This is a genomic window from Streptomyces sp. NPDC018000 (genome assembly GCF_044328025.1).
In the GTDB taxonomy this organism is placed as follows: domain Bacteria; phylum Actinomycetota; class Actinomycetes; order Streptomycetales; family Streptomycetaceae; genus Streptomyces.
Map to the genome: position 1 here is coordinate 196,340 of NZ_JBIRGM010000007.1, position 13,449 is coordinate 209,788.

Here is a 13,449-nt window from a genome sequence, read left to right on the forward strand (position 1 = left end):
TCACTCGTTCGGGTGATCGATTAGGTGATGTGGCTCTCGCGCGTGTAACACGAATGGTCTTTAGGGTAGGTAATGAGTTACGCTAATAAACATGCCTGACCTGATCCACGACGGCGACAGTGCGGCCGCCGTGAGCTCCCTTCGCTCCGCCGTGATGCTGCTCGGCCGGCGCCTGAAGCACCAGCGCGTCGACGAGTCGCTGAGCCCCACCGAGATGTCGGTGCTCGGCACACTCGCCCGCTGCGGTTCGGCCACGCCCGGTGAGCTGGCCCGCAAGGAGCATGTGCAGCCTCCGTCGATGACTCGCATCGTCGCGCTGCTGGAAGCAAAGGGGCTGGTCAGACTGGAACCGCACCCCGATGACCGTCGCCAGAAGATGGTCAGCCAGACCGAACAGGCGGAAGCCATGCTCGAAGAGAGCCGCTCCAAGCGGAACGCCTGGCTGACCACCCTCGCCGAGGGCCTGGACGAGGAAGAGTGGGAGACGCTGCGCAAGGCGGCGCCCGTGCTGGAGAAGCTCGCCCACCTGTAGCGGGGCCGGCCGCGCCGGACCATGCCGGCGCACTGCCCGGACCACCGCATCCGTCAGTCAGCGAAATGTATACGCCCGAGGAGGCGAACCCTTTTGAGTACGGGATCCGGAGCAGACTCCGCCCCCGCACCGACTTCCACCCACGACAGCAAGCCCGACGGGACCTTCTCGTCGCTGAAGATCCGTAACTACCGCCTGTTCGCCACGGGCGCCGTGATCTCCAACACCGGTACCTGGATTTCCCGCATCACGCAGGACTGGCTCGTTCTGAGCCTCACCGGGTCCGCCACCGCCGTCGGCATCACCACGGCCCTGCAGTTTCTTCCGATGCTTCTCTTCGGCCTGTACGGCGGCGTCATCGCCGACCGTTTCCCGAAGCGGAAGCTTCTTCTCTTCAGCCAGGCGGCTCTCGGCCTGTGCGGGATCGCCCTCGCGGTGCTCACGCTCTCCGGTGTCGTCCAGGTGTGGCACGTCTACCTCATCGCGTTCCTGCTCGGCATGGTGACGGTCGTCGACAACCCGGCCCGCCAGTCGTTCGTCTCCGAGATGGTCGGCCCCGCGCACCTGCGGAACGCGGTCAGTCTCAACTCGGCGAACTTCCAGTCCGCCCGGCTCATCGGTCCCGCCGTCGCGGGTGTCCTGATCACCACGGTCGGCAGCGGCTGGGCCTTCATGCTGAACGGCCTGTCCTTCGTGGCCCCGCTCATCGGCCTGATGCTGATGCGTACGAGCGAGCTGCACAAGCCCACCGCCGTGCCGCGCGCCAAGGGGCAGCTGCGGGAGGGCCTGCGCTATGTCTCCGGCCGCCCCGAGCTGATCTGGCCGATCGTTCTGGTCGGCTTCGTCGGCACCTTCGGGTTCAACTTCCCGATCTGGCTCACGGCCTTCGCGGACGAGATCTTCCACGGCGGCGCCGGGATGTACTCGTTCTTCAACATCCTCATGGCGGCAGGCTCCCTCGTGGGCGCCCTGCTGGCCGCCCGCCGCGGCTCCTCGCGGCTGCGGATGATGGTGGCCGCGGGCACGGTGTTCGGTCTGCTGGAGATCATCGCGTCCCTGTCGCCGTCCGTCTGGCTCTTCGCGATCCTGCTGGTCCCGATCGGCATGGTCGGCCTGACGGTCAACATCAGCGCGAACACGAGCGTCCAGATGGCCGCGGACCCGGAGATGCGGGGCCGGGTCATGAGCCTGTACATGATGGTCTTCGCCGGCGGTACGCCGGTGGGCGCCCCGCTCGTCGGCTGGATCAGCGACGCCTACGGGGTCCGTACGGGCATGGCGGTCGGCGGTGCGTTCTCACTGGTGGCCGCACTGGGCGTCGGCTTCATGCTGGCCCGCGTGGGCGGCCTCCGCCTCAAGGTCGACCTCCGCCCGGGCCGCCCGCACCTGCGGTTCGTCCCACGTGAAGAGCTGGCCGCGGCGGCCTGACCCCGCTCCGGCGCCGACGCGTCAGGGCCCGGCCGGTGGAATACCGGCCGGGCCCTGACGCATGCCGACGGTCATCGTGCCGCTCCTCCCCGCTGCCGCGCGGGCGCGGGCAGCCGCGTAGTACAACGATACGTACGGAGCCCGGGACACGCCGTTACGGTGCGACACTCGGCCCATGAGCAGCCTCAGACTCTTCGTCGCCGTTCTGCCGCCCGACGCCGCCATCCAGGAACTGCGCCGCGCCGTCGCCCCGCTGCACGCCCTCCCCGGTGCCGGAAAACTGCGCTGGACCGGTACGCCCAGCTGGCACTTCACCCTCGCGTTTCTCGGGGCCGTGGAGGAGGAACTGCTGCCCGAGCTGGATGCGCGTCTCGCGCGGGCGGCCGGCCGCACCGAGCCCTTCCCGCTGCGCATCCACGGGGCCGGCCGGTTCGACGGGCGGGCGCTGTGGGCGGGCGCGGCCGGGGCGATCGACACATTGCGGCTTCTCGCCGAACGCGCCGATGCCGCCGCCCGCCGCGCCGGCATCCCGATGACGGAGCACCGTCGCTACAGCGCGCACCTCACCCTCGCCCGCAGCCGCACCGACGCCGACCTGCGCCCCTACGTCGAGGCGCTCGCAGGCTTCGAAGGCACCTCGTGGGAGGTCGGCGAACTCGCCCTCGTACGCAGCAATCTGCCGGGCTCCGGGGTGCCGGGCGAGCGGCCTCGCTACGAGACGATCGCATCCTGGCCGCTGGGCCACTGAGAGCGGCGGTTAGGCTCGGAGGGTGGATCCGAAGACCAGAAACCGCATCATGGCCGCCGCGCTCGTGCTGATGTTCGTCGTCGTCGCCGTGGCAGACGCCGTCGGACAGTGACGCGTACGGCCGGCGTCAGCGGCCGTATCGCGAACAGCCGCGCACCCCTCCGTCTCAGGCGCTGACGGCCTGCGCCGTCTCCTCGGCGAACGCCTCCGGGTTGTCCAGCATGATGTTGTGCCCGCAGTCCGGGACCGCCACGACCCGCACCCCGTTCTCGATCAGCGCGTCCTCGCCGGGCAGCGGTCCGTTGTCCAGGGGGCGCAGGTACGTACGCGGAATCCTCAGGTCCAGCAGTAGCTCGCGCACCGTCGGCGTCGTCCCGCGGGCGAGCTGCACCGCGCTGCGGTGCAGCGCCTCGGGTCCCGCCAGGCGCATGGTCGCCCACCAGTGGGGCCCCACCCGGTCGCGCACTTCCTCCAGGCCGCCGGCCAGGAACTCCTCCTCCGTGTACCGGGCGATGTCGCTGATGCCGGGCCGCGCCGGGTCCGGGGCGATCGGATCCAGAACGGCGTCGACGAGCACCAGCCGGGCCACCAGCCGCGGGTGGCGTGCCGCGAGCACGATGGCCACCGCGCCGCCCATGCTGTGCGCGACCACGTCCGAGCCGTACGCGTCGGCCGCCTTCAGCGCCGCCGCCACCGCGTCGGCGTGCTCCTCCAGGGTGTAGCCGAAGTCTGTGGGGCGGTCGCTGATTCCGAAGCCGAGCAGATCCATGAGCAGCGACCGGCCGTCGGCCAGCAGGGGATGCACGGCGCTCGCGGTGAAGTACGGGCCGGACGAGGCCCCGATTCCGTGCAGATAGACCCGGGTACCGGACGTGCCGGGGCGGCCGGGGAGCTCCACCCACCGGATGCGCGCACCGTCGGCCGTCACCTGAGCGTTCTGCATGTCTCCTCCTCCTTGCCGCACAACCTTGCAGCACAATCATTGACCTCGGCGAGACTATATATCGGCATCGATGTATAACGCCATGGGGGAGGATGCTTGCATGCTGGAACTGGCCATCCTGGGATTTCTGTACGAACAGCCGCTGCACGGCTACGAGCTGAAGCGTCGGGTCGCCCACCTCACCGGGCACGTCCGTCCCATCGCGGACGGCACCCTGTACCCGGCGATCAAGCGCCTGGAGCGAGCCGGCTGGCTGGAGCGCCGGACCGAGCCGGGCAGCAGGGCCGCCCCCCGCCACACCCTGACCCTGACCGAGCAGGGCCGCGAGGAGCTGCGGCATCGGCTGCGGGATGCCGACGAGACGGACATCAGTGACGAGAACCGCTGGTTCACCGTCCTCGCCTTCCTGCGCCATCTGGCGTCCCCGGCCGAGCAGGCGGAGGTGCTGCGGCGTCGGCTCGCGTTCCTGGAGGAGCCGAGCAGCTTCTTCTACGAGGGCGAGCAGCCGCTCGGTGCCGAGACGTTCGAGGACCCGTTCCGGCAGGGTCTGCTGAGGATCGCCCGCGCGACCAGTCAGACGGAGCTGAGCTGGCTCGGGGAGACGCTCAGGGAACTCGACGCCTCGCTCTGACGCGGACACACAACGGGCCGCCGTTGCCCCGCCCCCGGACGAGGGCAAGGGCAACGGCGGCCCGTACGTACCGGACGGACAGTCCGTCAGACCGTCCTCACCAGGCGAATGCCTCAGGCGGTTACTTCAGGTACACGATGCCGTCGGTGGTGATCGTCGGCCGGCCCGAAGTGGCCACGACGACGATCTTGACGGTGTGCTTGGCGCTGCTCGACCAGCTCTTCGTCCACAGCGCGTCGCGGTACTTGGTGGTACTGGACTTCAGGTCCACCGTGGACACCTTCGCGCCGTCCACATAGACGTACACCTGGCCGGAGGTGGCAGCCCTGGAGGCCACCAGGGCGACCGAGCGGCCGGTGAACGTCCAGCTCAGGCTCGCGTTCTTCGACGAGCTGGAGTACGACTTGCCGCCGAGGTAGCTGGACGAGGACTTCGTCGTCCAGGTGCCCGTCTTCGTCGCGGAGCTCTCCTGGACGATGACCGGCGTGCCGGCGACGGACGCGGCGGCGGTGTTGCCCGCCTGGTCGTACGCGGACATGGCCCAGCTGGTCGCCACACCCGACTTCGCGGTGTGCGAGGCGCTGGTGGTCGTCGGGCCGTAGGTCTTGGCGAGGGGCGCGGTGAGCCTGACCTCCTTGAGGGAGGCGGCGTCCGTGGCCTTCCACTTCAGGGTGACCGGAACGGCCGTGGTGTTCACCGTGCCGGTGCGCAGGGCCAGGTTCGGCTTGGTGGTGAAGGCGGGCGCCGTCCGGTCGGCGACCACGGTGGCCGCCGCGGACGTGGTGACCTTGCCCGACTGGTGGATGGCGCGGACCTGGACCCGGTGGCTGCCGACGGCGAGGGTGGCCTTGGCGGAGGTGGCGGTGCCCGTGGTGGTGGCGACGGACTTGCCGTCGACCAGCAGCTCGTACGTGGAGATGAACGCGCTCGGGGTGGCCGCCGACCAGCCCACGGTGACCGCGGACTTGGTGTAGTACGTCGTGCCCGAGAGGCCGGCGCCGGTCACCGACTTGATGGCCAGTCCGGTGACGGGGCCCGCGGCGAGGCTGTGGATCGTCGGCAGCTGCCCGTACAGCTTGGTGCCGGGGCACTCGGTGTTGAAGCCGTCGCGGTGACCGGAGATCCGCTTGAAGGAGTACTGCGTACCGGCGGTGAACTTGGTCCCGAAGCCGTTGGACCCGGTGGCGCCGGCGGTGAGCATGGTGCTGCCCGCGGGGTCGCCCTTGTACTGGCCGAGCTTCCACGCGGCGATCCGGGCCACCGAGGTGGTCACCGCGCTCGGGGCGGCCGAGTCCGTGTACGTGCCGATGACCGCGATGCCGGCCGTATCCCGGTTGAAGCCGTAGGTGTGCGCGCCGAGGACCGGCCGGTCCACCCCGCCCTTACGGCCCTCGAAGACCGTCCCGCACTTGTCGACCAGGAAGTTGTAGCCGATGTCCTTCCAGCCGTTGCTCTTGACGTGGTAGGCATACAGGCTGCGCACGATTGCCGCGGAGTCCGCGCAGGAGTAGGTGCTGCTCCCCGCGGTGTGGTGGACGAAGACCGCCTTGACGGTGTCCAGGTACTCCGGAGCCTCCGGGCTCATCGACTCGTCGGCGCCCCAGCCCGCACGCGAGGTGATGGGCGGCTTGGGCACGGTAGACGGCGGCGCGGGCGGCAGGGTCGCGGACGGGGACGAACTCGCGGACGGCGAGGGGTTCTCGCTCGCCGGGGGAGCGGGCTCCACCGTGGCCGAATCGGAAGGGCCCGGTGACGCCGGGTCGGACGGTGCGACGTCGGCTGACGGGTCCGTGCTGTCGCCCGGCGCGGGCGGATCGGGCGTGGCCGGGTCCGACGGGTCGGCGGAGGGGTCGGCCGTGGCATCGGCCGCGGGTATGTCGGCGGCGAATGCGGCCGGGTCCGCGTTCAGGGTGCTGCTCCGGCCCGGGTCCACGGTGTCCAGCCGCAGCCCCGCGGGCAGCTTCGCGGAGACCTCGCCGCCCGCGTTTATCCGTACCTCCACACCGTTGGACGCGCCCACCCAGCGCGGCTCGGTGCTGCCTCGTACGCCGGACCGGCCGGTCTCCGTACGCCCGTCGACATCGGTTTCCAGCGGCAGCCAGGACGTCCAGTTCCCGTTGGCGGCGGACCGGGTCCGTACCTCCACGGCTCCGGTGATCTTGACCGACGGGTCGGTCCAGGTGACGCCCAGCATGCTGAACGGCTCGGTGTCCCGCTTGCCGAGGGTGGCGGAGGTGCCGTCACCGCCGACCTTCAGCGCGGTCGCGTGCACATCGGTCTTGCCCGGGCCGGACTTGGCGTCGGCGTCCACCGAGGAGTTGCCCGTCACCCCCTCGAAAACCAGGACACTCGTGACGCCGGCCGTTGCCACGGCAGCCGTGACCCAGATTCTCTTCTTCGCTCTCATGTCGTACCCCATGGATGGTGTCGGACGTCGGTTCCGTCAGGCGCTGCGTCCGGCGACAGCACCGGCTCATGCTGAGAACCAGTGGGGGGTACGAGTGCTGCCGCGCACAGCGAGCACACAGCTTGCCATGCCAAGGTGACAAACGGACCTCCGCCCCCGCTCCCAAGGCGGGCGTAGCCTGATCGCTGTGAATTCCGTACCCCGGGTACTGGCCGTACTCGACGACCTGCTGACCGCAGCCGCCCCCGATGCCCGCGGCGCGCTGTGGCAACTGGCCGAACAGGGACGCGAGTTGGATGCCAATCTGGTGCGCCTTTTGCCGGGGGCCGAGGTCGGTGAGCATCAGGAGGACGTCCTGGACGTCCTTCTCGTCGTCATCGCGGGCAGCGGCCGGGTCGTCGCCGGAGGAGACTCGCTGGACCTGACCCCGACCACCGTCGTCTGGCTGCCCCGCACCTCCCGTCGTGCCCTGGTCGCGGGGCCGGAGGGCCTGGCCTATGTGACCGTCCACCGCCGGCGCCCCGGCCTGGCCATCAAGCCCCCGGTCGCGGCCCCGGCCACGCCCCTGGCCGCGCCTTTGACGGCGTACGCCCAGGAGGGCGGTGAGGCGCCCTGCGTGCTGGACCGGGTCTGCCCCGCGTGCGGCCGGCTCTCGCAGGACCCGGAGCCGGTGTTCTGCAGCCGGTGCGGGGAGCGGTTCACCGACCGCTGAGCGGGTTGGCGGTCACATCCAGCACACGCCGACATTAGCTCGCACACAGAGATAAAATGGACAGATGGCGGCGGGTGATCTGCCTGATGAGCTCGCCGGACTTCTGCCCCGCATCCAGAGGCTCGCCCGGCGAAGGCTGTGGAGCGGCCTGCCGGCGCCCCGGCTGCGCGGGGCGCATGCCGAACTGCTGCGGCTGGTGGCCGACAGGCCCGGTATCCGCGTCTCCGTGGCCGCGCACCGCCTCTGTCTGGCACCCAACTCGGTCAGCACCCTGGTGAACCACCTCGTCGCCGAAGGGCTGCTGCGACGGGAGAAGGACCCGGGGGACGGACGGGCCGCGCTGCTGTATCCGACCCCCGCGGGGATCGGGAAGCTGCGCGACTGGCACGCCCGTCGCGAGGCTCTCTTCCGCGAACACCTGGCCGGGCTCGACGCGGACGACCGAGCGGCGCTCTCCGCCGCACTCCCGGCGCTGCACAGACTCGCCGCCTCGCTGCGCGAAGGGGATGAGACCGTGTGACCACGGAAACCGCACCCGCCCTCAGCTGCACCGGTCTGAGCTACAGCTTCGGCGACGCGAAGGCCGTCGACGGCCTGGACCTGCTGGTCGGTCGGGGGGAGGTGTTCGGCCTCCTGGGACCCAACGGCGCGGGCAAGACCACCACGTTGCGCGCCATCACCACACTCCTGCCCGTACCGCCCGGTGTCATCGAGGTGTTCGGTCACGACGCGGCCCGGCACAGGATGGCGGTACGGCGTCTGCTCGGCTACGTACCGCAGCAGTTGTCGGCCGACGCGAACCTCACCGGCCGGGAGAACGTCCAGCTCTTCGCCCGCGTCTTCGACGTACCCCGCCGCGAGCGCGCGGCACGGGTTTCCCAGGCGCTGGACGCGGTCGGCCTCGGCGATGTCGCGCACCGGCTCGCCGCCACGTACTCCGGTGGCATGGTCCGCCGCCTCGAACTCGCGCAGGCCCTGGTCAGCGCCCCCCGGCTGATGATCCTGGACGAGCCGACCATCGGCCTGGACCCGATCGCACGGGACAGTGTCTGGGAGCGCATCACCGAGATACGGGCCGGCACCGGCATGACCGTGCTGGTCACCACCCACTCCATGGACGAGGCCGACCAGCGCTGCGACCGGCTCGCACTGATGCACCTCGGCAGACTCCGCGCGCTCGGCACCCCCGCCCAGCTCAAGAGCGAACTCATCGCCCACCGACGGGAATCGGGCGAGAAGGGTCTTCCGCCACCGTCCCTGGAAGACGTCTTCCGATACCACTCCGGAAGCGGACTGAACGACCCCGATTCCGCCGTGGACAACGAGGAGAGAGGAGCGTTCCGAGATGTCCGCCGTACCCGTCGCACCGCATCCCGCCTCGGCTGATTCCGGCCCGCCCGACCAGCGGTTCGCCCTGTTGCTGACCCCGCCGCCGCCCCGTACCGGCTGGCGCGTCGTACCGGCGAGAGCAGCCGCGATGTGCGTCGTCGAAATGCAGAAGCTGCGCCACGACCGCACCGAGATCTACACCCGCGCCGTCCAGCCCGCGCTCTGGCTGCTGATCTTCGGCGTGACGTTCTCCCGTATCCACGCCATCCCCACCGGGGGCGTCCCCTATCTCGACTTCCTCGCGCCGGGCATCATCGCCCAGTCCGCCATGTTCATCGCGATCTTCTACGGCATCATGATCATCTGGGAGCGGGACTCGGGCGTCCTCACCAAACTCATGGTCACGCCCACGCCCCGGACCGCCCTGGTGACGGGCAAGGCCTTCGCCGCGGGGGTGAAGGCCGTGATCCAGGCGGCGGTCGTCATCGTGATCGCAGCGCTGATCGGTGTCGGCATGACCTGGAACCCGTTGCGGCTGCTCGGCGTGGTCGTGGTGGTCGTGCTCGCCTCGGCGTTCTTCTCCTGCCTGTCGATGTCGATAGCCGGGATCGTCCTCACCCGCGACCGGCTGATGGGCATCGGCCAGGCCATCACGATGCCGCTCTTCTTCGCCTCCAACGCGCTCTACCCCGTTGCCCTGATGCCCGGCTGGCTCCAGGCCGTCAGCAGGGTGAACCCGCTGAGCTACGAGGTCGACGCCCTGCGCGGCCTGCTCATCGGCACCCAGGCCCACCTCGGCCTCGACCTCGCGGTCCTCGCCTTCGCGGCACTGGCCGGCATCGTCGCCGCAGGTTCGCTGCTGGGCCGCCTCGCGCGCTGAACGTTCCCGGGACAGCCCTCAGGCTGTCAGCCGCTACGGAAGGGTGGCGCCATGGATGCCGACTCCCGGGCCAGGGCCGCGATCGAGGAGCATTGGCGGGCCTCGGAACGCGGGAACACAGAAGTCGAGCACGCCATCTACGCCACGGACGCGATCCTGGACTACCCGCAGTCAGGTGAGCGGTTCCGGGGCCGAGCGGCGATTTCGGCGCAACGCGGCGGGCACCCGGCCGACCGACACTTCACCGTCCAGCGGATCACCGGACATGCGAATCTTTGGGTGAGTGAATGCGTGATCACCTACGACGGTGTGCCCTCGTACTCGGTGAGCATCATGGAATTCGCTGAGCAGCACGTGGTGCACGAGACGCAGTACTTCGCCGACCCCTTCGGCGCGCCGGCCTGGCGGGCCGCGCTCGCGGAGCCGATGCCTGGCCGAACCATCGCTGGAGCCTGATTCTTGGCCGGCGGTACTTGTCGTGGTCGTAGGAGTTCCTACTGCGCGGCGTACGAGAGGAAGTCGGCCCAGGCGGCGGGGGAGAGGGCGAGGGCGGGGACGGTCAGGTCCTTGGAGTCACGGACGTGGACAAGGTCGGGGCAGGCGGCGACCTCAACGCAGTTGCCGCTGTTGTCGCCGCTGTAGCTGCTCTTGGACCAATTGAGGCCGGTGTTCATAGGTCTTTCGCCACCTGTTCGATCAGGTCTCTGGACTCTTCGGGGCTGAGGGCCTGCGCCCGTAGAATGCCATATTTCCCGAACAGGTTTCCCAGCGCCGGTTGTTCGCTGACGAGGAAGTTGTGGCCCTGCACTTCGACGTAGGCGAGCTGGCGCCGTTCCTTGGTCTCCAGCAGAACGAATGGGCCACTGAGACCGGCATGAGTCTGCCGATGTGGTGACATCACCTGCAACTGCACATGCCGTAGCTCCCCGACCTCCAGGATGTGGTCGAGCTGCTCCTTGTGCACCCGACGACCGCCGATGGGGCGGGTGAGAGCGGCGAGCTCCAGGACAAAGCCGATGTCCGGCACGGGCTTTCGGAACAGGAGCCTCTGGCGTGCCAGACGGGCCGCGACTCGACCCTCGACCTCATCGTCGTCGACGGGTGGGTAGCCGCTGTCCAATACGGTGCGGGCGTAGCCCTCCGTCTGCAACATTCCGGGCACGACGTGAGTCTCGTACTCGTGCCTGGCGGATGCGGTGATCTCTTCCTCGGCGAACGGCTCGAACCAGGACGCCAGATAGCCGAACGTCACCTCCTCGCCTGCGGCCTTCAGTGCACCTTGTGCACCCAACGCGCAGTCCGCCTCCGCGATGAATTCGTCCTTGGGAGGCCGTTGCCCCCGTTCGACCATCGCCACCTGTGACTTGGAATAGCCGATCTTCAAGCCGAGCGCCTCCTGCGAGAGCCCGGCCCGTTCACGAAAGAAACGCAGCATTTTGCCGAACATTTCGGCGTTGCCGCTGCCACGACCACTGGAGTGCACAATCTCTCCCCTGCGAACACAACAGTGCACAGAAGTCCTGTGTCCCTGGTCACAGTAGGTGTTGGCCGCAACGCTTTCCGCATGGAACGAGAAAGTTCACTCACACCGGTGCCCTCGTGGGTGCCCGCATCCGGACATGCCTTGCGTCACGTTGGCATTCACTTCGACGCGGTACGGATCTCCGGTGTACTCGGCGAGCAAGTCGCGTACGAGATCATGCAGTTCACCGACTTCCAGGCGGGCCCGATCGTGCGGTCGGGGATCGGGGAGCGCAGCATGTACTTCCTGTTGCCGCCGCAGAGCGCCCGCGCACACCGGTGGCCGTCGGGGGCGCGGGTGATGGGGTGCTACGGGCAGAACGCGGCGTTCGTCGGGGTGCCGGCGTTGAACGGGCTGACCTGGCCGCTGGACTGGCGCTCACTGCCCACGGCCGAGGCGCCGTTCGTGGACGGCGGCCTGCTGCACGAACTGGTACGGGAGGTGGCGGCCAGGGAGGGGTGAGGACGTGATCCAGGGGCCCGGAGCGTGTGTCACAGGCTGCGGTTGACCTCGCCGCGGTGTGCGACGGCCAGCACCCACAGGATGAGCTGACCGTCTTCGACGGTGTACACGGCGCGGTAGTCGCCGATTCTCAGCCGCCACCTGTCCGAGTGCCCCTGGAGAGCTTTGATGTCAAAGGCTGCGGTATCTCCCGCGTCCAGCGCCTTCTGGAGCTCGGTGAGACGGAAGAGGATGCGGAGCGCGTCCCGACGAGGGATCTTCAGCAAGTCCCGTTGTACGCGCGAAGTGAACCGCGTGACGTATCCCATGAGGTCAGGGCGCAGACCGGAGGAGTGCGGCCATCTCCTCCATGGAGACCGAACCGTTGAGGCCCTCGGACTCGGCTTCGTCGGCCAGTCGGTTGAGCCACTCTTCCTCGTACTGCTCGGCGATCTGCTTCAGGCGTCGGTATTCGTCGATATCGACCAGTACGGCTTCGCTCTTGCCGCGGCGGGTGATGATCGTCGGGGTCTCGTCCCGTCGCGCGCGGTCTATGACATCGGCGAGGTGACGGCGGACCTCTGCCATGGACTCAGTGACAGGCTCGCTCATGTAGCAAATGTATCGGATGTACATCTGTTGCGCGAGGGATGTGCGCGAAAGGGGTCAAGGCCCCCGCAGCCTGCGGTACGGTGATCGCGTCATAACGCTCTGTTGCACGCCTGTGCACAGGGCGGCCCCCGGGGGTGCTACGAACACCACACCGAGGGCCTTCACCACGAGTGGATTAGGAGAGTCCACCGAGATGCTTTGGCATGCTATCGCGCCGCCTCGGCGCTTCACGAAGGCTTCGCACGACGTCGTACGTCATCCGCGCCTGGGCAGTGACGCGAAGATTCTCCTCCTGTACGTACAGGGGCTTCCCGAAGAGCGGACCGAGCGGGCGCTCAGTGAGCACGCAGGTCAGCTCGGGATCACTGGACGGGCGTACCAGAAGGCCAAGAAACAGCTGGTGGAGAACGGTTTCGTGCATGAGCGGCGGCGGCAGGTGGGGCGGGGGCACTGGGCCACCGACCAGCTCTGCTCGAACGTCCCCCTCGCAGCGGAACAGGCTCTGCGGCTCCAGGACGGGCAGGCGGTGGCGCAGGCGTCGCAGCCGAGTGCGCAGGAACGGGCGGTCGGTCAGCCGGGGGTTCGGGCGGTCGGTGACTTACCGGTGGAAGAAGAACGTGAGAAGAACGATCCCCACCCACCCTCCGAAGCCGAGTCCGAGTCCGAGCCCGAGTCCGAGTCCGAGCCCGAGTCCGAGTCCGAAGCCAAGCCCAGGCCCGACGGCACCCCCGACCCCGAACTGGACGCGACAGAACGGCTCCTGCTGTCACTCCGCCACGCGACACCCCAGCTGCACCTGGGAGTCCGGGAAGCCCGGGGGCTCGCCGGGCTCGCCGCGGAGTGGCTTCGGCGCGGCATCACGACCGCCGATCTGCGCCGGGCCCTGACCAGCGAACTGCCCCCGGACGGCGTGCGATCGGCCGTCGGATTCCTGCGCCACCGCCTCGTGCAGAAGCTCCCGGAGCCTCCGGCGCCCGCCTCCGCGCTCCGGCCTGCAACACCGCCGCGCGTCGGAGAACTCGTTACGTGCGCAGGTCCCGGTGAGGATCACGTCTTCCGGGCAGTGGGCGACGAGACACACTGCGCCCCGTGCCGCCGGGAGGAGGCGCGAGCGATGTGGGCCGCCCGAGCAGCCACGCATGCGCAGCAGTCTTCCCGCATCCCTTGGCGCGAACGCGTTGCCGCCCTTGCGCAGGACCGGGCCGAGACCGCCGGGACCGGCGGATGAGAGGGCGGTCGCTGATGTGACGACGGAAGGGCTGAC

17 protein-coding genes are annotated in these 13,449 nt (G+C 69.2%); 11 read left to right on the forward strand and 6 right to left on the reverse strand.

The window, feature by feature from the left end:
- Positions 1-91: 91 nt before the first annotated feature.
- The 3 genes from ACH4EW_RS18685 to thpR all read left to right on the forward strand — a co-directional run bounded on the left by ACH4EW_RS18685 (position 92) and on the right by thpR (position 2,708).
- The gene (locus tag ACH4EW_RS18685) at positions 92-532 is read left to right on the forward strand and encodes a MarR family winged helix-turn-helix transcriptional regulator (RefSeq protein WP_093899797.1); all 441 of its coding nucleotides are present in this window, start codon (positions 92-94) and stop codon (positions 530-532) included.
- Between the two features lie 93 nt (positions 533-625).
- Positions 626-1,960, forward strand: coding sequence for an MFS transporter (locus ACH4EW_RS18690; protein ID WP_398258130.1), 1,335 nt, complete (start codon positions 626-628; stop codon positions 1,958-1,960).
- 175 nt (positions 1,961-2,135) lie between these two features.
- The gene (gene thpR / locus ACH4EW_RS18695) at positions 2,136-2,708 is read left to right on the forward strand and encodes an RNA 2',3'-cyclic phosphodiesterase (RefSeq protein WP_398258132.1); all 573 of its coding nucleotides are present in this window, start codon (positions 2,136-2,138) and stop codon (positions 2,706-2,708) included.
- A 166-nt stretch (positions 2,709-2,874) separates the two neighbouring features.
- Here the strand turns inward: thpR and ACH4EW_RS18700 are convergent, their stop codons facing one another.
- On the reverse strand, positions 2,875-3,651 hold the full coding sequence (locus ACH4EW_RS18700; protein WP_398258134.1) for an alpha/beta fold hydrolase: 777 nt from the start codon (positions 3,649-3,651) through the stop codon (positions 2,875-2,877).
- 100 nt (positions 3,652-3,751) lie between these two features.
- Between ACH4EW_RS18700 and ACH4EW_RS18705 the strand changes: the two genes are divergently transcribed.
- Positions 3,752-4,282, forward strand: a complete 531-nt coding sequence (locus ACH4EW_RS18705) for a PadR family transcriptional regulator (RefSeq protein ID WP_398258136.1) — start codon at positions 3,752-3,754, stop codon at positions 4,280-4,282.
- A 121-nt stretch (positions 4,283-4,403) separates the two neighbouring features.
- Here ACH4EW_RS18705 and ACH4EW_RS18710 read toward each other — a convergent pair whose 3' ends face one another.
- On the reverse strand, positions 4,404-6,689 hold the full coding sequence (locus tag ACH4EW_RS18710) for a peptidoglycan recognition protein (RefSeq protein WP_398258138.1): 2,286 nt from the start codon (positions 6,687-6,689) through the stop codon (positions 4,404-4,406).
- 187 nt (positions 6,690-6,876) lie between these two features.
- On the opposite strand from ACH4EW_RS18710, the gene ACH4EW_RS18715 reads away from it, so the two are divergent.
- From ACH4EW_RS18715 to ACH4EW_RS18735, 5 genes are all read left to right on the forward strand, one after another.
- The gene (locus ACH4EW_RS18715; protein WP_398258140.1) at positions 6,877-7,401 is read left to right on the forward strand and encodes a cupin domain-containing protein; all 525 of its coding nucleotides are present in this window, start codon (positions 6,877-6,879) and stop codon (positions 7,399-7,401) included.
- A gap of 64 nt (positions 7,402-7,465) precedes the next feature.
- On the forward strand, positions 7,466-7,921 hold the full coding sequence (locus tag ACH4EW_RS18720) for a MarR family winged helix-turn-helix transcriptional regulator (protein WP_398258142.1): 456 nt from the start codon (positions 7,466-7,468) through the stop codon (positions 7,919-7,921).
- Positions 7,918-8,787: an ABC transporter ATP-binding protein gene (locus tag ACH4EW_RS18725; protein ID WP_398258144.1), complete on the forward strand. Its 870-nt coding sequence runs from the start codon at positions 7,918-7,920 to the stop codon at positions 8,785-8,787. The genes ACH4EW_RS18720 and ACH4EW_RS18725 overlap by 4 nt, the downstream gene beginning before the upstream one ends.
- Positions 8,747-9,610, forward strand: a complete 864-nt coding sequence (locus ACH4EW_RS18730; RefSeq protein ID WP_398258146.1) for an ABC transporter permease — start codon at positions 8,747-8,749, stop codon at positions 9,608-9,610. Before ACH4EW_RS18725 ends, ACH4EW_RS18730 begins: the two co-directional genes overlap by 41 nt.
- A 51-nt stretch (positions 9,611-9,661) precedes the next feature.
- On the forward strand, positions 9,662-10,066 hold the full coding sequence (locus ACH4EW_RS18735; protein WP_398258148.1) for a nuclear transport factor 2 family protein: 405 nt from the start codon (positions 9,662-9,664) through the stop codon (positions 10,064-10,066).
- Between the two features lie 38 nt (positions 10,067-10,104).
- On the opposite strand, the gene ACH4EW_RS18740 is transcribed toward ACH4EW_RS18735, so the two are convergent.
- Both ACH4EW_RS18740 and ACH4EW_RS18745 read right to left on the reverse strand, forming a co-directional pair.
- The gene (locus tag ACH4EW_RS18740; RefSeq protein ID WP_398258150.1) at positions 10,105-10,284 is read right to left on the reverse strand and encodes a DUF397 domain-containing protein; all 180 of its coding nucleotides are present in this window, start codon (positions 10,282-10,284) and stop codon (positions 10,105-10,107) included.
- Entirely contained in the window at positions 10,281-11,093 is an 813-nt protein-coding gene (locus ACH4EW_RS18745; RefSeq protein ID WP_398258152.1) for a helix-turn-helix domain-containing protein, read from the reverse strand. Before ACH4EW_RS18745 ends, ACH4EW_RS18740 begins: the two co-directional genes overlap by 4 nt.
- Before the next feature lie 81 nt (positions 11,094-11,174).
- Between ACH4EW_RS18745 and ACH4EW_RS18750 the strand changes: the two genes are divergently transcribed.
- Positions 11,175-11,594, forward strand: coding sequence for a hypothetical protein (locus ACH4EW_RS18750; protein WP_398258154.1), 420 nt, complete (start codon positions 11,175-11,177; stop codon positions 11,592-11,594).
- Between the two features lie 29 nt (positions 11,595-11,623).
- Here ACH4EW_RS18750 and ACH4EW_RS18755 read toward each other — a convergent pair whose 3' ends face one another.
- Together ACH4EW_RS18755 and ACH4EW_RS18760 are read right to left on the reverse strand one after the other, a co-directional pair.
- Positions 11,624-11,902: a type II toxin-antitoxin system RelE/ParE family toxin gene (locus ACH4EW_RS18755; protein WP_398258156.1), complete on the reverse strand. Its 279-nt coding sequence runs from the start codon at positions 11,900-11,902 to the stop codon at positions 11,624-11,626.
- Positions 11,903-11,906: 4 nt separating this feature from the next.
- On the reverse strand, positions 11,907-12,185 hold the full coding sequence (locus tag ACH4EW_RS18760; protein WP_398258158.1) for a type II toxin-antitoxin system Phd/YefM family antitoxin: 279 nt from the start codon (positions 12,183-12,185) through the stop codon (positions 11,907-11,909).
- A 193-nt stretch (positions 12,186-12,378) separates the two neighbouring features.
- On the opposite strand from ACH4EW_RS18760, the gene ACH4EW_RS18765 reads away from it, so the two are divergent.
- Complete coding sequence (locus ACH4EW_RS18765; protein ID WP_398258160.1) at positions 12,379-13,413, forward strand: hypothetical protein; 1,035 nt, start codon at positions 12,379-12,381, stop codon at positions 13,411-13,413.
- Positions 13,414-13,449: the final 36 nt, after the last annotated feature.